Below are 19,446 nucleotides of genomic sequence, written 5' to 3'. Positions count from 1 at the left end.
GTCGGTTGAGACGAGAGTGGAAAAGAGGGCGTCGATGGCGATTGCCAAGGCTGAGCGGCTGATGAATCTGGCGCTGTGCCTGCTGGGGACCCGGCGCCCACTGAGCAAGCGGGAGCTGCGTTCCTCGATCGAGGCTTATATCGAGGCCGGAAACGATGACTCCTTCAACCGGATGTTCGAGCGTGACAAGGATGACCTGCGGGAGCTCGGGCTGGTCATCGACACGGTGGAGAACCTTGAGGGGGAGCCCGCCTATCACGCGCGCCGTGATCTGAACCGGCTGCCACCCATCACCCTGGACGCCGCGGAGGCCGCGGCCCTGGGGCTGGCCGCCAAGGTGTGGCAGCAGGCCCGGCTCGCGGGGGCGGCCAGCGGCGCCCTGCAGAAGCTGCGGGCCGCCGGGATGCCGCTGGGGGAGGCCCCGTATGAGCCGTACGGTGCCCTGGAGCCACGGATTCCGACCCGGGAGGCGGCCTTTGAGCCGCTGATGCTGGCCTGCCGTGACCGGCGCCCGGTCGTCTTCGCCTACCGCAAGTCGAACGCCGTACGGCCGGAGAACCGGCAGGTGGAGCCGTGGGCCCTGGAGTGCTGGCGCGGGCACTGGTATCTGGCGGGCTGGGACCGGGACCGGCGGGCCGAGCGGGTTTTCCGGCTCTCCCGGATCACCGGTCCGGTGCGCTCCCGCGCGGCCGCCTTCACCGCCCCGGTGCCGGATCAGGTACGGGTGCGGGAGACCGTGGAGCGCTGGGCCGGTGAGACCGCGACCGCCAGCGCCCGGATCCGGCTGCGGCAGAACTCCGGCTATCCGCTGCGCGCCCGGGCCACCGAGATGCGCGATATCGGCGACGGCTGGGACGAGCTGGAGATCCCGTACGGGCATGGGCTGGACGCCTGGCTGGCCGAGCTCGGCCCTGAGGTGATGGTGCTGGAGCCCGCCGAGCTGCGGGCGGATGTCGTGGACCGGCTGCGCGCCGTGGCCAAGGGCTGAGGGGGAGAGGCAGCTATGGCAACCAACGCCATTGACCAGACCCGTCGACTGCTTTCCCTGGTGACCTACCTGCGGGAGCGCCCCGGCGCCCGGGTCGACGAGGTCGCCCGGGCCTTCGGGATCACCCCCGATGAGCTGATCTCCGATCTCCATGTGCTGCCCATGTGCGGCACGAGCTTCCGTGGCGGTGATCTGCTCGATATCGACACCGATGGTGAGCACATCTGGTGGCACAACGCCGATGCCGTCGGCTCCACCGGGGAGCCGCTGCGGCTGGCCGCCGATGAGGCGACCGCGCTGCTGGTGGCCGCCCGCGCGGTGGCCACCCTGCCCGGGCTGCGGGAGAGCGACCGGGAGGCGCTGCTGCGGGCCACCGCCAAGCTGGAGGCCGCGGCGGGGGAGAGCGCCGGGGCCAGCTCCCGGCTGTCGGTCACCTTTGAGTCCGAGGGCGGGGTCTTCGCCGATGTCGACCGCGCCATCGCCGAACGCCGCAGACTGTGGCTGCGCTACTACTCTCCGGCCCGCGATGAGCTGACCGAGCGGACGGTCGACCCGATCCGGCTGTTCGTCCTCGGACACACGTATATGGAGGCGTGGTGCCGGCTCTCCGAGGCACGGCGGACCTTCCGGCTGGACCGGGTCGCCGAAATCCGGCTGCTGGACGAGCCCGCCGATCCGCCGCCGATCAGGCCGCGGGATCTGAGCGAGGGGCTGGTACAGCCCGCCGCCGAGGACCCCGAGGTGGTCGTTGAGGTCGGTCCCGGAGGCCGCTGGGTGGCCGAGTACTACCCGCACGACAGCGCTGAGGAGCTCTCCGACGGAGGCCTGCGGATCACGCTGCGCACCCCCGACCCGGCCTCGCTGCGCCGTCTTGCCCTGCGGCTGGGCCGGGACGGGCGGATCATCGCGCCCCAGGAGCTGGCGGACAGCGCCCGGGAGGCCGCCCGGGCGGCCCTGGCGGCGTACGGGGACTGAGCGGTCCACTACGCTCACCCGCATGCTCTGGCCGATGTTCTTCCTCGCGCTTGCCTTCTGCGGAACCGCCGTGCTCGGCGTCCTCGCCGTCCGGGTGGGGCTGGAGGTGCGGCGCTTGTCCCGGGCGGTCGGTGACAGCGCTGAGCGCATCACGCGTGCCACCGAGGATCTGGAGCGCGCGGCCACCCCGCTCGCCACGCGCGCGGAGTCCGCACGGCGGAGCTGAGCCGATGCCGGGGCTGCGCAGCCGCACAGCACGGGCGGTACGCTGCTGAACGCGGCCCCGGAACCGAGGCGGTGGCCGTAGCCGGGAGTACGCATGGGCATTGCCCGGCGTTTACCCCTGCGCGTTACGATGACTGTCCATGCGACGGTCGGCACCTTTCCGATCAGCCGCAACACGAACCCTCACGTGGCCTCGGCGAGAAGGTAGGCACTCATGCCCGGTAATGTCGGCATCTGGCAGATCGTCATCATCCTTGGGATCATTGTGCTGCTCTTCGGTGCCAAGAGGCTTCCCGATACCGCCCGGGCGCTGGGCAAGTCCCTGCGTATTCTCAAGAGCGAAACCGCGGCGATGAAGAGCGACAAGTCCTCCTCGGACACCGCCACGACGGATTCCTCCGCCACGGAGGAGACCTCGGCGCCCAGGACCATCCAGGCCGCCCCCGGCGATGTCACCAGCTCGCGCCCTGTCGAGGAGCCGAAGCACACCAGCCAGGGCTGACGCCCTCCGGTTCACCGCAGACAGTGGGCATGCGCCGCCCGTCGGCCGCCCCATGAGATGAGGACGTGGGTTGCTCAAGTCCGCCCGCAAGAAGCCCAGGGACCCCGAGGGGCGGATGCCCCTGGTGGAACATCTGCGCGAGCTGCGCAACCGGCTGGTCAAGGCGCTGCTGGCCATTGTGCCGATCATGATCGTGGCGCTGTTTTTCGCCAAGGACATCGCCGCGTTCATCACCGCCCCGGTACCGGTGTGTCCCAGTGAAGCCAAGGCCGCGGAATTCTTCGCGGAGACGGGTAAGCGCTGCGCCATCCTCAAGCAGGACGGGCTCACCTCCCCGTTCACCACCTTTGTCAAGATTTCACTGATGGCCGCCCTCGTGGCCTCCGCGCCGGTGTGGCTGTACCAGCTCTGGGCCTTCCTCGCCCCCGGCCTGCACCGGCATGAGAAGAAGTACGCGCTGTCCGCGGTGGCGCTTGGCACGCCACTGTTCCTGACCGGCGCCTACCTCGCGTACTGGGTGCTGCCGCTCGCCATTCCCGTTCTGCTCAGCTTCAGCATCGACGGTTCGACCAACTTCATCTCGGTCGACGACATGGTGGGCATCTCCGTGAAAATGGTGCTGGCCTTCGGCCTTGCCTTCCAGCTGCCGCTGGTGCTGATGCTGCTCAACGCGGGAGGTGTGCTCTCCGGGAAGCGGATGCTGGGCTGGTGGCGTGGCATGGTGCTGTCCATCGCCATCTTTTCAGCGATGGTCACGCCCACCGACCCCCTGTCGATGATCGTCCTCGCGGTGCCCATCACCGTGCTCTACTTCGGTGCGACCGGGTTCTCGCTGCTCAACGACCGCCGCCGCCTCAACAAGGACCCGGATGCCGGGCTGAGCGACGACGAGGCCTCCGATATCGACCTCACCCCCGAGCCGGTCTCGACGAGCCGGATGCTGCCGGAGCAGGCCGACGGCTCCCCGGACGATGACGGCCGGACCAGGCGGAACGGTTACGACGACGCCACCTGACCGGGCGAGCGGATACGGGCACCCGCTGGTGCGGGTACGGACCCCCGGATAAAGATCGTGTGCGCTGTCAGAGGTGGCCGGTAGGCTCGTACACACGATGACCGAGGACATGTCCCCTGCTGAGCGCTACGCCGCCGCTCGGCAACGCGCTGCCGAGCAGGCCACCGCGCTCGCCCCTTTCCGTGAGATGTACGACTTCGAGCTGGACGACTACCAGATCGAGGCATGCCAGGCCCTGGAAACCGGGAAAGGCGTGCTGGTGGCCGCCCCCACCGGCTCTGGCAAGACGATCGTCGGCGAGTTCGCCGTCCACCTGGCTCTCGCCGAGGGCCGTAAGTGCTTCTACACCACCCCCATCAAGGCCCTGTCCAACCAGAAGTACAGCGACCTGGTCAGGCGGTACGGACCCGACAAGGTCGGCCTTCTGACCGGTGACAACAGCGTCAATTCCGAGGCGCCGGTGATCGTGATGACCACCGAGGTCCTGCGGAACATGCTCTACGCCGGTTCGCAGACCCTGCTCGGCCTGGCCTATGTGGTGATGGACGAGGTGCACTACCTCTCCGACCGCTTCCGTGGCGCCGTCTGGGAGGAAGTCATCATCCACCTCCCGGAGTCGGTGACCCTGGTCTCGCTGTCTGCGACGGTCTCCAACGCCGAGGAGTTCGGTGACTGGCTGGACACCGTGCGTGGCGACACCGAGGTGATCGTCTCGGAGCACCGTCCGGTGCCGCTGTGGCAGCATGTGCTGGCCGGGCGGCGGATGTACGACCTCTTCGAGGAGAAGGCCGCCAAGCGCGAGGTCAACCCCGACCTGGTGCGGATGGCCCGGATGGAGAACGGCCGCACCACCGGACCGCCAGGCCGCCGCCGCGGTGGGCCCTTGCGGGAGGCCGACCGGGAGCGTGAGCGCCGCCAGCGCAGCCGGATCTGGACACCCAGCCGCCCCGAGGTCATCGAACGGCTCGACGCCGAGGGTCTGCTGCCCGCGATCACCTTTATCTTCAGCCGCGCGGGATGCGAAGCCGCGGTACAGCAGTGTCTGTACGCCGGGCTGCGGCTCAACGACGCGGCGGCCCGCGCCAAGGTCCGGCAGATCGCCGAGGAGCGCACCGCCTCCATCCCCGATGAGGACCTTCATGTGCTGGGGTACTTCGAGTGGCTGGAGGGCCTGGAGCGCGGTATCGCCGCGCACCACGCCGGCATGCTGCCGACCTTCAAGGAGGTCGTCGAGGAGCTCTTTGTCCAGGGCTTGGTCAAGGCCGTGTTCGCCACCGAGACCCTGGCACTGGGCATCAATATGCCCGCCCGGTCGGTGGTGCTGGAGAAGCTGGTCAAGTGGAACGGTGAGCAGCACGCCGACATCACACCTGGTGAGTACACCCAGCTGACGGGCCGGGCCGGGCGGCGCGGTATCGATATCGAGGGACACGCGGTGGTGCTGTGGCAGCGCGGCATGGACCCGGGCGCGCTCGCGGGGCTGGCGGGGACACGCACGTATCCGCTGCGTTCCTCCTTCAAGCCGTCGTACAACATGGCGGTCAATCTGGTCGAGCAGTTCGGCCGCCATCGCTCCCGTGAGCTGCTGGAGACGTCCTTCGCCCAGTTCCAGGCCGACCGCTCGGTCGTGGGAATCTCCCGTCAGGTGCAGAAGAACGAGGAGGGGCTGGAGGGCTACCGGACCTCCATGACCTGTCATCTGGGCGACTTCGAGGAGTACTCGCGGCTGCGCCGGGACCTCAAGGACCGGGAGACCGAGCTGGCCAAGCAGGGCGCGGTGCAGCGCCGGGCGCAGGCCGCCACCGCGCTGGAGAAGCTCAAGCCCGGCGACATCATCCATGTGCCCACCGGCAAGTTCGCCGGACTCGCGCTGGTGCTCGACCCGGGGCTGCCCGCCGGGCGCAGCCCCGGCCACCGGGGCTTTGACCACCACGACGGGCCCCGCCCACTGGTGCTCACCGCACAGCGGCAGGTCAAGCGGCTGGCGGGCATTGACTTCCCCGTTCCGGTCGAGCCGTTGGACCGGATGCGGATCCCCAAGTCGTTCAATCCGCGCAGCCCGCAGTCCCGCCGCGATCTGGCCTCCACACTGCGCACCAAGGCGGGCCATTTCGAGCCGCAGCGGCATAAGAAGCAGCGCGCGGCGGCCGCCGATGACAGCGAGATCGCCCGGCTGCGCGCCGCTCTCCGGGCCCATCCCTGCCATGGCTGTGACGAGCGGGAGGACCACGCTCGCTGGGCCGAGCGATACCACCGGCTCCGGCGCGATACCCGGCAGCTGGAGCGGCGCATTGAGGGACGTACGAACACGATCGCCCGTACCTTCGACCGGGTCTACGCGCTCCTGTCCGACCTCGACTATCTCCAGGGCGACCAGGTCACCGAGGACGGCAAGCGGCTCGCCCGGCTCTACGGTGAGCTGGATCTGCTGGCTTCCGAGTGTCTGCGCGAGGGCGTGTGGGAGGGGCTGCCGCCCGCCGAACTGGCCGCCTGCGCCTCCGCGTTGGTGTATGAGGCGCGGACGGCTGACGACGCGCTGCCGCCAAGGCTGCCCGGCGGCCGGGCCAAGGGGGCGCTGGGCGAGATGGTCCGTATCTGGGGCCGTCTTGACGCGCTGGAGGAGGAGCACCGCATCAACCAGACGGAAGGCGTCGGCCAGCGGGAGCCCGATCTCGGATTCGCCTGGGCCGCCTACCGCTGGGCCGAGGGCCATGGCCTGGACGCGGTGCTGCGCGATGTGGAGATGCCCGCCGGTGATTTCGTCCGCTGGTGCAAGCAGGTCATCGATGTGCTGGGGCAGATCGCGGCCGCCGCCCCCGAGGGCAGCACCGTTGTGCGCAATGCCCGCCGGGCGGTCGACGGCATGCTGCGCGGCGTTGTCGCCTACTCCTCGGTGGGCTGAGGCCGGGGCCTCTCGTACCACTGGTATCGGCTTGCGCCGGTTGTACCAGCCGTGCGTCTGATACGGGAGTTCAACGAGTGGCCAGATGTGCGGTGTTGACCGTACTTCGGGCCACCGGCATGTTGACCTCGTATCAGACGTCAACGGGAGGTCAGTGTGCGCAGGTATATCCGCAGAAGCAGGCTCCGCGGACGGCTCTCCGCCGGGGCGGCGCTCGTCGCGGTCACCGCGGTCGCGGCGCTGTCATCGGGGGCCCAGGCCACTTCACGGCATGATCCGGCCAGAGAGCTGAGGCTCAATCAGCTCCAGGCGATGGCCACGCACAACAGCTATCACCGTGAGGTCTCCTTCGCCGAGCAGAAGATCATGGAGCAGCATGACCCGGACTTCCGGAATCTGCTCTACAGTCATGCTTCGCTGCCCGTGCAGTTAGGCGCACAGCGCGTTCGCGGCATTGAGCTGGACGTCTTCCCCGATCCGGACGGCGGGCTCTACGCCAGCCCCCTCATCCGGGCGTTTGCCCAGCAGCCGCCACTGACCGCCCCGGAGTGGAAGAGGCCCGGCTTCAAGGTGCTGCACTTGGCCGACTTCGACTATGAGACCAGCTGCGTCACGCTCACCGGCTGTCTCACCCAGGTCAAGGAGTGGTCCGACCGGCAGCCCGGCCATGTCACCGTCCCGGTCCTGCTGGAGCTCAAGCGCACCGACCCCAGACTGGAGGAGCTGGGCGGGGCCAAGAGCCCGCCGTGGGACACCGCGATGCTCGATGCCCTGGACGCCGAGATCCGCACCGTCTTCGGGGACGAACGGACCGTCAACCCCGATGACATCCGCCGCGCGGGTGAGACCCTGGAGCAGTCGGTGCTGAAGCGCGGCTGGCCGAGGGTCGCCGATACCAGGGGCCAGGTGATGTTCCTGATGGACAATGACGACCAGCAGCTCCAGGACGCCTACCGCGCCGGCGGCCGGGAAAGCCTCCAGGGCCGGGTGCTGTTCACCGCCTCCCGCCCCGGCCGTGCCGACGCCGCCTTTGTGAAGTGGAACGACCCGACCGGAGCCAACCAGGCCGTGATCAGCGACCTGGTCAAGCGCGGCTACTTTGTGCGGACCCGCTCCGATATCCCCGTCGAGCACGCCTCCAGCGGCGATACGGGCATGCTGCGTGCCGCTCTCGACTCCGGCGCCCAGATGGTGTCCACCGACTTCCCGGTGCCCGGCCTGGCCGCCCGCTACGGTTCGGACTATGCCGCGCGGCTGCCCGGTGGTGCGACGGTGCGCTGCAACCCGGTCAGTGTGCCGGAGGTGAAGTGTCCCAGGAGGCCGCTGGAGCGGTGACCGCTCCTGCTGCGCCGCTGCCCGCGCGGTCCACCGAGCGCCTGAGCGGTTTACTCCTGGAGGGCGGAGAGCAGTCGCTGCAGCGGGCTCCCCAGCCCCCACCGCTCGGCCAGTTCGTCCAGGGCCCGCGGGTCCCTGGGGCCGGTGGGGAGTGCCGCGTCGAACTCCGGCAGCGCGACATCGTCGGCCACCCGGACCACCTTCGGCGCGACAGCGAGATAGGGCTGTGCCTCGGTCAGCCGCTTGCGCTGGGAGGGGGTCAGCCGGGAGGTGGGGTCATCGACCGCGACCAGGATCCCGATCAGGTCGCCATAGGTGTTCAGCAGTGTGGCCGCGGTCTTCTCGCCGATGCCCCGCACTCCCGGCAGGCCATCACTGGGGTCACCGCGCAGCAGCGCCAGATCGGCGTAACCGGAACCGTTTACCCCGTACTTCTCGCGCAGCGCCGCTTCATCGAAGACGGCCAGGGTGCCGACGCCCTTGACCGGGTACAGGACACGTACCTTCCGGGTGTCGTCGATCAGCTGGAAGAGGTCCCGGTCCCCGGTGACGATATCGACGGGACCGGTGGCGCGGCGGGTGAGCGTGCCGATGATGTCATCGGCCTCATAGCCCGCCGCGCCCACCCGGGCGATGCCGAGGGCGTCCAGCACACCCTCGATCACCGGCACCTGCGGGGTGAGGGTGTCCGGGATCTCCTCCGTATCCGGCCCTTCCTCGGCCTCCTCAGCGACCCGGTGTGCTTTGTACGTGGGGATCAGCTCAACCCGCCAGGCGGGCCGCCAGTCGGCGTCCATGCAGGCCACCAGGGCATCGGGCTGGTGGTCATGGATCAGCCGGGCGATGAAGTCGAGCAGTCCGCGTACCGCGTTGACCGGCGTTCCATCGGGGGCCCGCACCGATTCCGGAACGCCGAAGTAGGCCCGGAAGTACAGGGAGGCGGTGTCAAGGAGCATCAGGCGTGGTGTCGTCACAACCCGATGATGCCGCAGTCGCCCGGGACCAAGGTCCCGCGTCGCGTAACGTTTTGTTGTCGGGCGGTAACTTATTCGTGATGCATGAGTTCATACTTTTGGGGCAGGCGGGGGCAGTCGGGGCGAAGATGCCCCGATCCGCCAGTCGCCTGACACCGACAACAAAAGGGATGAGTGCGTGGCCGCCCAGCAGATGGCGAATTCGCCGAGTGACAAACCGGACGCGGAACGAGAACAGGTGACTCCGCGTAAGTCGTCGATCGCACCGCGCGTCTTCTGGCCCTCCGCGATCATCATCGCCGCCTTTGTTCTCTACGCCACGGTCTTCCCGAACGCGGCGAAGAGTCACGTCGGGGCGGTGCAGAACCAGATCATCGGCGGCCTCGGCTGGTACTACACCGCGATTGTCTCGCTCTTTGTGATCTTCGCTCTGTGGGTGGGCATCGGCCGGTACGGCGACATCAAGCTGGGCAGGGACGAGGAGAAGGCCGAGTTCGGCCTGGGCTCCTGGCTGGCCATGCTGTTCGCCGCGGGTATGGGCATCGGTCTGGTCTTCTGGGGTGTCGCCGAGCCGCTGTCCCACTTCGATGCCCCCAGGCCGGGCACTGGCGGGGGCGAGGCCGCGAAGGGCGAAGCGGCCATGGTGCAGACGTTTCTGCACTGGGGCGTTCATCCCTGGGCCATCTATGTCGTGGTCGGCCTGGCCGTCGCCTACGCCGTGCACCGCAGGGGCCGCCCGGTCTCTATCCGCTGGGCCCTTGAGCCGCTCCTCGGTGACAAGATCAAGGGTCGCTGGGGCGATGCCATCGATGTCGTAGCGATCATCGGCACCCTCTTCGGTGTGGCCACCTCGCTCGGTCTTGGCGTCATGCAGATCTCCGCCGGGCTGAACTTCCAGGACTGGGTGGACCGGCCGGGCAAGGGCCTGCAGGTCGCCCTCATCATCGGCATCACCCTGATCGCGATCATCTCGGTCGTTACCGGTATCGGCAAGGGCATCAAGTGGCTGTCCAACATCAATATGGTGCTGGCCGCCGCGGTCGTGCTCTTCATTCTTGTCGCCGGCCCGACGCTGTTCATCCTCAACGGCTTCGTCCAGAACATCGGCGCGTATCTGCAGAACATCCTCGCGCTGAGCTTTGACACCGGTGCTTCGCAGGGCAGCGCGGGCACTGAGTGGGTCAAGGGCTGGACCGTCTTCTACTGGGGCTGGTGGATTTCCTGGGCGCCCTTCGTCGGCATCTTCATCGCCCGTATCTCCCGTGGCCGTACGGTCCGTGAGTTTGTCTGCGGTGTACTGCTGGTGCCGACCCTGCTGACCTTCTTCTGGTTCTCCGTCTTCGGCGGTGCGGCGCTGCACCGCGAGATGTTCGGAGCCGGCGGGCTCAGGGAGGGCGGTACCGATCCGGACAGCGCGCTCTTCCAGCTGCTCGACACCATGCCCGGCGGTGCGCTGGTCGCCGGTGTGGCGATCCTGCTGATCGTGCTCTTCTTTGTCACCTCCTCGGACTCCGGCTCCTATGTGGTCGACATGCTGGCCTCCGGCGGCGACCCCGAACCACCGGTGTGGAGCCGGGTGTTCTGGGCCGCCGCGGAGGGTGCCGTGGCCATCGCTCTGCTGGTGGCCAGCGGCACCGGAACCGCTGCCCTGGATACATTGCGAACGGCGGCGATCATCATCGCGCTGCCCTTCAGCTTTGTGATGATCGGTATGTGTATCGCCACGATCAAGTCCTTCCACCGGGAACGCCAGATGTATCTGGCGGCACGGCGCAAGGAGCAGCAGGACCGGCTGATCGGCCAGGCGGTCGCGGCGATAGAGGAGGGCCTGGAGAGCGGCACCCTCTCCGAGGGGCCGGGTGACACCCAGGCCGACCTGGGCAAGAAGTAGCTGACCCATGTTTCCGGGCGGGGACTCTCCGGCGGCCAGCAGCAGCGCGTCGCCCTGGCCCGGGCCCGGACCGGTCGCCGTACGCCCCGGCCAGGAGACCGGCATCCGGGTCACCGGCGAGGCGCAGCTGCACCCCGGGGCAGCCCCGGAGACGGCCCCCGGGGCAAGCCCGGAGACAACGCCGGAGCCAGCGGCGTGACCGCGGTACGGCGCGTTGTCTCCCTGGTGCCCTCGCTCACCGAGGCTGTCGCCGCTACCGCCCCCGGGCTGCTGGCCGGCGCCACCGACTGGTGCGCCCACCCGGCGGATCTTGAGGTGGCCCGTGTCCGGGGTACCAAGAACCCGGACACCGACCGGATCATCGAGCTGGCGCCGGACCTCGTCATCGCCAATGAGGAGGAGAACCGCGAACCGGATCTCGCCGCACTGCGTGCCGCCGGCCTTGAGGTGCTGGTGACCGAGGTCCGAACCCTGCCACAGGCCTTTACCGAGCTGGAGCGGGTGCTGGTCAGCGGCTGCGGACTCACCCGGCCACCCTGGCTGGACGCGGCCGAGGCGGCCTGGCAGGGCCTCCAGGGCGAGTTCGCGGTGACCGCGGTCGTGCCGGTCTGGCGCAGGCCCTGGATGGTGCTGGGCCGGGACACCTTCGCGGGTGATCTGCTCGCCCGGCTGGGCGTGCGCAATGTGTACGCGGACCATCCGGACCGGTATCCGCGCATCCCCGTCGAGGAGTTGAACGGGCGCGGCGCCGAGCTGGTCGTCCTCCCCGATGAGCCGTATGTCTTCACCGCTGACGACGGCCCGGACGCTTTCCCGGGGCTGCCCGCCGCGCTGCTCAGCGGCCGCCATCTCACCTGGTACGGGCCATCGCTGGCCACAGCCCCGGCCGTGCTCAGCACGGCACTGCGGGCAGCGCTCCCCTGAACAGCACCCGAACCGTCCCGCCCCCGGTCGGTGCGGGAACCGCTCTCGCTCACCCGCGCGCCGCGGCGGTCAGCGCGCGCATGACGCGTACGTCGTCATCGGCTTCCGGGTGCCACTGGACCCCCAGGACAAAGCCGTCCGCGCCCGGGAGTTCGACCGCCTCCACCGTGCCGTCCGCCGCGTACGCGCTCGCGGTCAGGCCCCGGCCGAGCCGGTCAACCGACTGGTGGTGATAGGTCCGCACGGTCACCGGCTCAGCCAGCACACCGTCCAGCAGCGTCCCCGGCACCGGCTTGACGGTGTGGGTGTCGAAGACGCCGGGCGGGCCGGAGTGACCGTCGAGGTGCTGCACAAGGGTGCCGCCGAGGGCGACGTTCAGCAGCTGCATGCCCCGGCACACGCCCAGCAGGGGCAGCCCGGCGGCCAGCGCCGACTCGATCAGGGCCAGTTCCCAGGCGTCCCGCTCCCGGGCGGGCGGTCCCGTCCTCGGCTCGGGCACGGCGCCATAGCGGACCGGTTCGACATCCGGTCCGCCCGCGATCACCAGCCCGTCCAGCCGGGCCACCGCCGCCCCGGCTGCCCCGGGTGCGTCGTCCGGCGGCAGCAGCGCCGCCAGGCCGCCCGCGCGCTGGGTGAGCCGGTGGTATCCGGCGGGCAGCAGCGCGGCGGGCAGGTCCCACACCCCCCACCGGGCCGAGGGCTCCAGATAGGTGCTGATGCCGATGAGGGGGGCGGGCATGGACACAGAAACCTCCAGTTCGGTATGGCCGGCGATGGTATGGCCAGCGATGTTCAGCCGCGTTCCAGCTCGGCTTCGGCCTCCGCCAGTGCGGCGAACTCCTCCTCCGGAGCGGCGGCGACCAGCCGGTGCCGGGAGAAGCAGGTGAAGTAGCCGACGGCCACGACGTACAGCACGAAGGCGATCCCGGCGGCCTTGGGGTCCACCAGGAAGGTGGCGACGACCGCAGTGCAGGCGAGGACGAAGGCCACCGATGAGGTGACCATTCCGCCCGGGGTGCGGTAGGGGCGGTGCAGCCCGGGCTCGCGGCGGCGCAGCACGATGTGCGAGAGCGACATCAGCACATAGGAGATGGCCGCGCCGAACACCGCGATATTGAGCATCCGGGCGCCGTCCCCGGTGGCCGCGGCGAGCGAGAAGCCGATCGCTCCGGGCACCAGCAGCCCGAGGTAGGGCGCCTTGCGGCCGCTGGTCAGGGAGAGGAAGCGGGGCAGATAGCCGGCCCGGGAGAGGGCGAACAGCTGCCGGGATCCGGCGTAGATGAGGGAGAAGAAGGAGGCGATGAGTCCGGCGAGGCCCGCGTAGTTGACGATCCTGCTGAGCATGGTCGGATCTCCGCCGGTGGCCGCCTCCAGCGCGGCGACCAGGGGATTGTCGGCGTCCTTGATGGCATCGGACCCGGCGGCTCCGGCGGCGGGCAGCAGGGTGAGCAGCGCCAGCAGCACCAGGATGCCGATGGCCAGGCCCATCGCCTTCGGCATGGTCTTCGCGGGCTCCTTGGTCTCCTCGGCGGCCAGCGGTACGCCCTCGATACCGAGGAAGAACCACATGCCGAACGGGAAGGCCGCCCAGATCCCCAGCAGCCCGTACGGCAGCCAGGAGTTGGCGCCGAAGGCGTCGCCGTCGCCCTTGATGTCGGTGAGCGAGGCGGCGTCGAAATGGGTGAGGGCACCGATGGAGAAGATGATGAGGACGATGACGGCTATCCCGGTGACCACGAAGCTGAAGCGCAGCGCCTCACCGACGCCCCAGAGATGCACTCCGATGAAGATCGCGAAGCAGGCGAGATACACCGGCCAGCCGGACTCCAGCCCGAACAGGCCCAGCGACTCGACATATCCGCCGATGAACACGGAGATGGCGGCGGGCGCCAGGATGTACTCGATGAGGATGGCGGTGCCGGTCAGAAAGCCGCCCCAGGTGCCCAGGGCGCGCCGGGCAAAGCCGTAGCCGCCGCCCGCGGTGGGCAGGATCGAGGACAGCTCGGCGAGCGAGAACACCAGGCAGGTGTACATCAGGCCCATCAAGACCGTGGCGATGGCCAGCCCGCCGAAGCCGCCCTCGGCGAGGCCGAAGTTCCAGCCCGCGTAGTCCCCGGAGACGACATAGGCGACGCCGAGGCCGGTCAGCAGCACCCAGCCGGCGCTGCCACGCCGCAGCGAGCGGCGCTGGAGGTAGGCGTCCTCGGGAGACGGGGAGTTTCTGGTGGTCACGGTGGTTGGCGAATCGGTTCCCTCGGCCATGAGCCGCTCCTGCCCTGAGGTCATTGGTTGGGGCCCATACCTTTGCGGGGCGATACGAGGATGCGCAAGCCCTGTGCGGTAAAGAATGATTACGCGTTCACGTCAGGAAGCCCCTGAGCAGCGCGGCCGTCCCGGCGCAGTGCTCACGCATCACCTCCCGGGCCCCCTCCGCGTCGCCCTCCAGTACCGCCTCCACCAGCGCGGTGTGCTGCTGCTGCGCGTGCTCCAGATTGCGCACCAGCAGCGGGATGCAGTCCAGCAGATCGTTGACCGTCGCCCGTACGGCCGCGTACTGCGCGGTGAGCGACGGCGAGCCGGCCAGCTCGGCCAGGGCGAGATGGAAGAGGGTGTCCTGGCGGCGGTAGTCCGGCAGTGCGGCGTCCCCGGTCGCCGCCAGCGCGGCGCGCAACCGGTCCGCCTGCTCCTCCGTGAGGCCCTGAGCGGCGCACAGCCCGGCGGCGCCGACCTCGAGCACCTCGCGGAAGCGCAGGGTGTCGTCGACATCCACGGCCGCCACCCGGCGCCGCAGCTCCTCCGGCGCGTGGGAGCGCGGTTCCGGTCGCCGAACGAACGTGCCGCCGTACCGTCCGCGCCTGCTCTCCACCAGGCCCTGGTCGGAGAGCACCTTGAGTACCTCCCGCAGGGTGACCCGGCTGATCCCCAGCCGCTCGGCCAGCTCCCGCTCGGCGGGCAGCCGTTCGCCGGCCCGCACCAGCCCGAGGCGGACGATCTGGAGTATCTGCTCCAGTGCCTCCTCAAAGCCCCCGCCCGCCCGTACGGGGCGCAGCACCGGCGCCAGCCGGTCCGCGTCCTGCGCTCCGTCCGCCGTCTGGCTCTCGTTCATCGAATCCCTTCCCTTCAATGGTATTCAGGACTACCTTATGGCTTCCGGCGGCACAAACAGGAGGTCCCTTCGTGGCAGACCGCATGGCAGACCGCACACCCCCACTCTCCATTGGTGAACTCCGCCGACGTGTCGACGCGGGCGACATCGACACGGTGGTACTCGCCTTCACGGATATGCAAGGACGGCTCCAGGGCAAGCGGTTCGCCGCGCGCTTCTTCCTCGATGACGTCCTCACCCATGGCACCGAGGGCTGCAACTACCTGCTCGCCGTGGACGCCGATATGAACACCGTCGACGGCTACGCCATGTCCTCCTGGGAGCGCGGCTACGGCGACTTCGCCATGCACGGCGACGCGGGCACCCTGCGCCGCACCCCCTGGCACCCGGGCACCGTGCTGATGAACGCCGACCTCGCCTGGCACGACGGTTCACCGGTCACCGCCTCGCCACGGCAGATACTGCGCCGTCAGCTCGACCGGCTCGCCGACCGCGGCTGGACCGCTTACGCGGGCACCGAGCTGGAGTTCATGGTCTTCAAGGACACCTATGAACAGGCCTGGGGGAGCGGCTATCGCGGACTCACCCCGGTCAACCAGTACAACGTCGACTACTCCATCCTCGGCACCGGCCGGGTGGAGCCGCTGCTGCGCCGCATCCGCAACGAGATGGGCGCCGCCGGGATGACCGTGGAGTCCGCCAAGGGTGAGTGCAACCTCGGCCAGCATGAGATCGCCTTCCGCTACGACGACGCGCTGACCACGTGTGACCAGCACTCGGTCTATAAGACCGGCGCCAAGGAGATCGCCGCGCAGGAGGGGCTGTCGCTCACCTTCATGGCGAAGTTCGATGAACGTGAGGGCAACTCCTGCCATATTCATCTCTCGCTGCGTGATGAGTCCGGCGCACCGGTACTGGCCGGGGACGACGACCCGTACGGCATGTCCAAGACCATGCGGCACTTCCTCGCCGGACAGCTCGCCACGATGCGTGAGCTGACCCTGCTCTACGCGCCCAACATCAACTCTTATAAGCGCTTTCAGCCCGGCTCCTTCGCGCCCACCGCCGTCGCCTGGGGACCGGACAACCGCACCTGCGCCTACCGGGTCATCGGTCACGGCCACGCACACCGGATGGAGAACCGCCTGCCCGGCGGCGATGTGAACCCGTATCTCGCCGTCGCGGGCATGATCGCGGGCGGCCTGTACGGCATTGACCAGGCGCTGGAACTCCCTGAGCCCTGCACCGGCAACGCCTACGACGGCGACGCCGTACATGTGCCCGGCACGCTCCGCGAGGCCGCCGAGCTCTGGGCGGGCAGCGCGCTGGCCCGGGCCGCCTTCGGCGACGACGTGGTCGAGCACTACCGCCATATGGCCCGCGTTGAGCAAGAGGCCTACGACACCGCAGTGACCGACTGGGAGCGTTACCGCTCCTTCGAGCGCATGTGAGGACCGCACCCCCTTGTCAGAACAGTCAGAACAGTCAGAACTGGAACTGTCAGAGCAGCCGGAGCAGCCGGAGCAGCCGGAGCCGCACGAGCACCGTGTGATCAACCCGACGACCGAAGAGCTGGTCGCCACCGTCCCCGCCAGCACCGCACAGGACGTGGACGCCGCAGTCGTACGGGCGTCCTCCGCCCAGCGTGGCTGGGCGGCCCTCGCCCCGGGCGAACGAGCCCGGCTGCTGCGCCGCTTCGCGCTCACCGTCGATGAACACCGTGAAGAGCTCGCCCAGCTGGAGGTCACCGAGGCGGGCCACCCCATCGGCAACGCCCGCTGGGAGGCGGGCAACGTCCGCGACCTCCTCGACTACGCCGCCGGGGGAGTGGAGCGGCTGACCGGCAGCCAGATCCCCGTTTCCGGCGGCGTGAACCTCACCTTCACCGAGCCGCTGGGTGTCGTCGCCGTCATCGCGCCCTGGAACTTCCCCATGCCGATCGCCGCCTGGGGCACCGCGCCCGCACTCGCCGCGGGCAACGCCGTCCTGCTCAAGCCCGCCGAGACCACCCCGCTCACCGCGCTGCGTCTGGCCGAGCTCGCCCTGGCGGCCGGGCTGCCCGAAGGGCTCTTCCAGGTACTGCCCGGCGCCGGGCCCGTCGCGGGCAACGCCCTGGTCGAACACCCCGGCGTCGCCAAGGTCGTCTTCACCGGCTCCACCGCGGTCGGCAAGGAGATCATGGCCAAGTGCGCCGCCCAGGTGAAACGGGTGACGCTTGAACTCGGCGGCAAGAGCCCCAATATCGTCTTCGCCGACGCCGATCTGGAGCGGGCCGCGGCCGCCGCTCCCGGCTCCTTCCTGGACAACACCGGGCAGGACTGCTGCGCCCGCAGCCGTATCCTCGTCCAGGCCCGCGTCTACGACCGGTTCATGGAGCTGCTGGAGCCAGCCGTGCGTGGTTTCCGCTGCGGCGACCCCACCGACCCGGACACCGGGATGGGCCCCCTGATCTCCGCCGCCCAGCGCGAGCGCGTACGCTCCTACGTCCCCGAGGACTTCCCGGCGGCCATCCGGGGCGAGGCGCCCAAGGGCGCCGGGTTCTGGTATCCGGCCACCGTGCTGGAGGGCGATCCGCGGGACCGTACCGCCGTCGAGGAGATCTTCGGACCCGTCGCCGTTGTGCTTCCCTTCGACGACGAGGCCGACGCCGTACGGCTCGCCAATGACACCGCGTACGGACTGTCCGGCTCGATCTGGACCCGCGACACCGCACGCGCCCTGCGCATGTCCCAGGCCGTAGCGGCGGGCAATCTCTCCGTGAACTCGCACAGCAGCGTGCGCTACTCGACCCCCTTCGGCGGCTACAAACAGTCCGGACTCGGCCGTGAGCTGGGTCCGGACGCGCTGGCCGCCTTCACCGAAACCAAAAACGTCTTCCTGAGCACCGAGGAGCAGCAGTGACCGAAGCAGCAGTATGCCGTCGGCTGGTGGGCCGTACCGCCGTGGTCACCGGGGCGGGCAGCGGCATCGGACTGGCCACCGTACGGCGGCTGGCCACCGAGGGCGCCAACGTCGTCTGCGCGGATGTGGACAGCGAGCGCGGCAAGGCGGCCGCCGAGGAGGTCGGCGGTCTCTACGTTCCGGTCGATGTCACCGACTCCGACCAGGTGGAGGCGCTCTTCAAGACCGCCTACGACACCTATGGCTCCATCGATGTGGCCTTCAACAACGCGGGGATCTCACCACCTGACGACGACTCGATCCTCACCACCGGGCTGGACGCCTGGCGACGGGTCCAGGAGGTCAACCTCACCTCCGTCTATCTGTGCTGCAAGCACGCCATCCCCTATATGCAGCGCCAGGGCAGGGGCTCCATCATCAACACGGCGTCCTTTGTCGCGGTGATGGGCGCGGCCACCTCCCAGATCAGCTACACCGCGTCCAAGGGCGGGGTGCTCGCGATGTCCCGGGAGCTGGGCGTCCAGTTCGCCCGCGAGGGCATCCGGGTCAACGCGCTGTGCCCCGGGCCGGTCAACACGCCGCTGCTCAAGGAGCTGTTCGCCAAGGACCCGGAGCGGGCCCAGCGCCGTCTGGTGCATGTCCCGGTCGGCCGCTTCGCCGAGCCGGAGGAGATCGCCGCCGCGGTGGCCTTTCTGGCCAGCGATGACGCGTCCTTCATCAACGCCGCCGATTTCCTGGTGGACGGCGGGATCTCCGGTGCGTATGTGACACCTGTGTAGAACGCGTGACCGTACCGCATCGGCGGCGACGGTGGGCGGTCCTCGTCCATTCTCGCGCAACTTCCCCCATGGCCAGGGCACACACGGCAGTGTGCGCTGCGTACCGAGGGGGCTCGGCGCGAAGAAGGAGAACGGATGCGGTCCTATCGACGACTGACAGGGCGCAAGGTACCGACCAGGCTGACCGCGGTCACCGTCGCCGCCGCGATCCTCATCACGGTCTCCGCCGTGTTGCTGTCGTTGCAGAGCGGCAGCAGCAGTGCGGACGTTGGCACCGCGGCGGCCGGATCGCAGCACAGCGGCAACGACTCAGCGCACACGGGTGGTTCCGGCACCTCCGGAGGCGAGAAGCCGGTGGAGGTGGGCACGGTGACCGAGATCGACAAGAAGTTCCTGGTGGCGGTGCGGCAGGCCGGGCTATGGGAGATCCCGGCCGGCCGGCTGGCGCAGACCAACGGCTCCAGCGAGGCCGTCAAGCGCGCTGGCCTCCATCTGCTGGACGGACACGCCAAGCTGGACCAGCTGGTGCGCGAGGACGCGAAGATACTCGGCGTCACCATCCCCAATCAGGCCACCGAGGAGCAGCAGGACTGGGTCGAGCAGTTGAAGAACGCCCGTGGCGCGGAGTTCGACCGTCTCTTCGCCAATGTGCTGCGGGTGTCACACGGCAAGATCTTCGCCACCATCGGCGAGGTGCGCGGCGCCACCCAGAATGACCTCATCCGCCGTCACGCCCGCCAGGCGAACCAGACGGTACTGGACCATCTGGAGGTGCTTGAGGACACCGGGCTGGTGGACGCCAAGTCCTTGGAGGAGGTAGAGAAGGCTGTCTCCTCGTAGCCGTAGCCGTAGCCGTAGCCGTAGCCGTAGCCGTAGCCGTAGCCGTAGCCGTGCGGCGCGGCCTCCGGCTCCCGCGCGCCGTTACGGTC

At 69.2% G+C, this 19,446-nt stretch carries 18 protein-coding genes; 14 read left to right on the top strand and 4 right to left on the bottom strand.

What is annotated here, in order from left to right:
• The first annotated feature begins 34 nt into the window (after positions 1–34).
• From test1122_RS01265 to test1122_RS01235, 7 genes are all read left to right on the top strand, one after another.
• Positions 35–988 (top strand): helix-turn-helix transcriptional regulator, encoded by a 954-nt coding sequence (locus test1122_RS01265; RefSeq protein ID WP_232267290.1) that lies wholly within the window; start codon positions 35–37, stop codon positions 986–988.
• A gap of 15 nt (positions 989–1,003) precedes the next feature.
• Positions 1,004–1,963 carry a helix-turn-helix transcriptional regulator gene (locus tag test1122_RS01260; RefSeq protein ID WP_232267289.1) on the top strand — a complete coding sequence of 320 codons (960 nt, stop codon included), beginning with the start codon at positions 1,004–1,006 and terminating at the stop codon, positions 1,961–1,963.
• A 22-nt stretch (positions 1,964–1,985) separates the two neighbouring features.
• Positions 1,986–2,189, top strand: coding sequence for a hypothetical protein (locus tag test1122_RS01255; protein ID WP_232267288.1), 204 nt, complete (start codon positions 1,986–1,988; stop codon positions 2,187–2,189).
• Between the two features lie 213 nt (positions 2,190–2,402).
• Positions 2,403–2,690, top strand: a complete 288-nt coding sequence (gene tatA / locus test1122_RS01250; RefSeq protein ID WP_232267287.1) for a Sec-independent protein translocase subunit TatA — start codon at positions 2,403–2,405, stop codon at positions 2,688–2,690.
• A gap of 70 nt (positions 2,691–2,760) precedes the next feature.
• Positions 2,761–3,705: a twin-arginine translocase subunit TatC gene (gene tatC, locus test1122_RS01245; protein WP_232267286.1), complete on the top strand. Its 945-nt coding sequence runs from the start codon at positions 2,761–2,763 to the stop codon at positions 3,703–3,705.
• 97 nt (positions 3,706–3,802) lie between these two features.
• A complete protein-coding gene (locus test1122_RS01240) occupies positions 3,803–6,607 on the top strand; it encodes a DEAD/DEAH box helicase (RefSeq protein ID WP_232267285.1) in 2,805 nt (934 codons plus the stop codon).
• Between the two features lie 156 nt (positions 6,608–6,763).
• Positions 6,764–7,942 carry a phosphatidylinositol-specific phospholipase C1-like protein gene (locus tag test1122_RS01235; RefSeq protein ID WP_232267284.1) on the top strand — a complete coding sequence of 393 codons (1,179 nt, stop codon included), beginning with the start codon at positions 6,764–6,766 and terminating at the stop codon, positions 7,940–7,942.
• Between the two features lie 50 nt (positions 7,943–7,992).
• Here the strand turns inward: test1122_RS01235 and test1122_RS01230 are convergent, their stop codons facing one another.
• Positions 7,993–8,898 (bottom strand): 5'-3' exonuclease, encoded by a 906-nt coding sequence (locus test1122_RS01230; RefSeq protein ID WP_232271699.1) that lies wholly within the window; start codon positions 8,896–8,898, stop codon positions 7,993–7,995.
• A 196-nt stretch (positions 8,899–9,094) separates the two neighbouring features.
• On the opposite strand from test1122_RS01230, the gene test1122_RS01225 reads away from it, so the two are divergent.
• Genes test1122_RS01225 through test1122_RS01215 form a run of 3 tightly spaced genes read left to right on the top strand, consistent with a single transcriptional unit; the run spans position 9,095 to position 11,731 of the window.
• Positions 9,095–10,807, top strand: coding sequence for a BCCT family transporter (locus test1122_RS01225; protein WP_232267283.1), 1,713 nt, complete (start codon positions 9,095–9,097; stop codon positions 10,805–10,807).
• A gap of 7 nt (positions 10,808–10,814) precedes the next feature.
• Positions 10,815–11,006 (top strand): hypothetical protein, encoded by a 192-nt coding sequence (locus test1122_RS01220; protein ID WP_232267282.1) that lies wholly within the window; start codon positions 10,815–10,817, stop codon positions 11,004–11,006.
• The gene (locus test1122_RS01215; protein ID WP_232267281.1) at positions 11,003–11,731 is read left to right on the top strand and encodes a helical backbone metal receptor; all 729 of its coding nucleotides are present in this window, start codon (positions 11,003–11,005) and stop codon (positions 11,729–11,731) included. The genes test1122_RS01220 and test1122_RS01215 overlap by 4 nt, the downstream gene beginning before the upstream one ends.
• A gap of 49 nt (positions 11,732–11,780) precedes the next feature.
• On the opposite strand, the gene test1122_RS01210 is transcribed toward test1122_RS01215, so the two are convergent.
• The 3 genes from test1122_RS01210 to test1122_RS01200 form a co-directional block, all read right to left on the bottom strand.
• A complete protein-coding gene (locus test1122_RS01210; RefSeq protein WP_232267280.1) occupies positions 11,781–12,470 on the bottom strand; it encodes a gamma-glutamyl-gamma-aminobutyrate hydrolase family protein in 690 nt (229 codons plus the stop codon).
• 53 nt (positions 12,471–12,523) lie between these two features.
• Entirely contained in the window at positions 12,524–13,993 is a 1,470-nt protein-coding gene (gene eat, locus test1122_RS01205; RefSeq protein ID WP_232267279.1) for an ethanolamine permease, read from the bottom strand.
• Positions 13,994–14,090: 97 nt separating this feature from the next.
• On the bottom strand, positions 14,091–14,837 hold the full coding sequence (locus test1122_RS01200) for a FadR/GntR family transcriptional regulator (protein WP_232267278.1): 747 nt from the start codon (positions 14,835–14,837) through the stop codon (positions 14,091–14,093).
• An 83-nt stretch (positions 14,838–14,920) separates the two neighbouring features.
• Between test1122_RS01200 and test1122_RS01195 the strand changes: the two genes are divergently transcribed.
• The 4 genes from test1122_RS01195 (at position 14,921) to test1122_RS01180 (ending at position 19,357) form a co-directional block, all read left to right on the top strand.
• A complete protein-coding gene (locus tag test1122_RS01195; RefSeq protein WP_232271698.1) occupies positions 14,921–16,288 on the top strand; it encodes a glutamine synthetase family protein in 1,368 nt (455 codons plus the stop codon).
• Positions 16,289–16,334: 46 nt separating this feature from the next.
• Complete coding sequence (locus test1122_RS01190) at positions 16,335–17,738, top strand: aldehyde dehydrogenase family protein (RefSeq protein WP_232271697.1); 1,404 nt, start codon at positions 16,335–16,337, stop codon at positions 17,736–17,738.
• Positions 17,735–18,517, top strand: a complete 783-nt coding sequence (locus test1122_RS01185; protein ID WP_232267277.1) for a 3-oxoacyl-ACP reductase — start codon at positions 17,735–17,737, stop codon at positions 18,515–18,517. Before test1122_RS01190 ends, test1122_RS01185 begins: the two co-directional genes overlap by 4 nt.
• A gap of 135 nt (positions 18,518–18,652) precedes the next feature.
• Complete coding sequence (locus test1122_RS01180; protein ID WP_232267276.1) at positions 18,653–19,357, top strand: DUF4142 domain-containing protein; 705 nt, start codon at positions 18,653–18,655, stop codon at positions 19,355–19,357.
• The last annotated feature ends 89 nt before the right edge of the window (positions 19,358–19,446 follow it).

This window comes from Streptomyces gobiensis (genome assembly GCF_021216675.1).
Taxonomy (GTDB): domain Bacteria; phylum Actinomycetota; class Actinomycetes; order Streptomycetales; family Streptomycetaceae; genus Streptomyces; species Streptomyces gobiensis.
This window is presented reverse-complemented; position numbering and strand designations above follow the sequence as displayed.

Coding starts and splice junctions, on each gene's coding strand:
- test1122_RS01265 (WP_232267290.1), top strand. CDS start 35: ATGGCGATTGCCAAGGCTGAGCGGCTGATGAATCTGGCGCTGTGCCTG.
- test1122_RS01260 (WP_232267289.1), top strand. CDS start 1,004: ATGGCAACCAACGCCATTGACCAGACCCGTCGACTGCTTTCCCTGGTG.
- test1122_RS01255 (WP_232267288.1), top strand. CDS start 1,986: ATGCTCTGGCCGATGTTCTTCCTCGCGCTTGCCTTCTGCGGAACCGCC.
- tatA (WP_232267287.1), top strand. CDS start 2,403: ATGCCCGGTAATGTCGGCATCTGGCAGATCGTCATCATCCTTGGGATC.
- test1122_RS01240 (WP_232267285.1), top strand. CDS start 3,803: ATGACCGAGGACATGTCCCCTGCTGAGCGCTACGCCGCCGCTCGGCAA.
- test1122_RS01230 (WP_232271699.1), bottom strand. CDS start 8,898: ATGCTCCTTGACACCGCCTCCCTGTACTTCCGGGCCTACTTCGGCGTT.
- test1122_RS01220 (WP_232267282.1), top strand. CDS start 10,815: ATGTTTCCGGGCGGGGACTCTCCGGCGGCCAGCAGCAGCGCGTCGCCC.
- test1122_RS01210 (WP_232267280.1), bottom strand. CDS start 12,470: ATGCCCGCCCCCCTCATCGGCATCAGCACCTATCTGGAGCCCTCGGCC.
- eat (WP_232267279.1), bottom strand. CDS start 13,993: ATGGCCGAGGGAACCGATTCGCCAACCACCGTGACCACCAGAAACTCC.
- test1122_RS01200 (WP_232267278.1), bottom strand. CDS start 14,837: ATGAACGAGAGCCAGACGGCGGACGGAGCGCAGGACGCGGACCGGCTG.
- test1122_RS01195 (WP_232271698.1), top strand. CDS start 14,921: ATGGCAGACCGCACACCCCCACTCTCCATTGGTGAACTCCGCCGACGT.
- test1122_RS01180 (WP_232267276.1), top strand. CDS start 18,653: ATGCGGTCCTATCGACGACTGACAGGGCGCAAGGTACCGACCAGGCTG.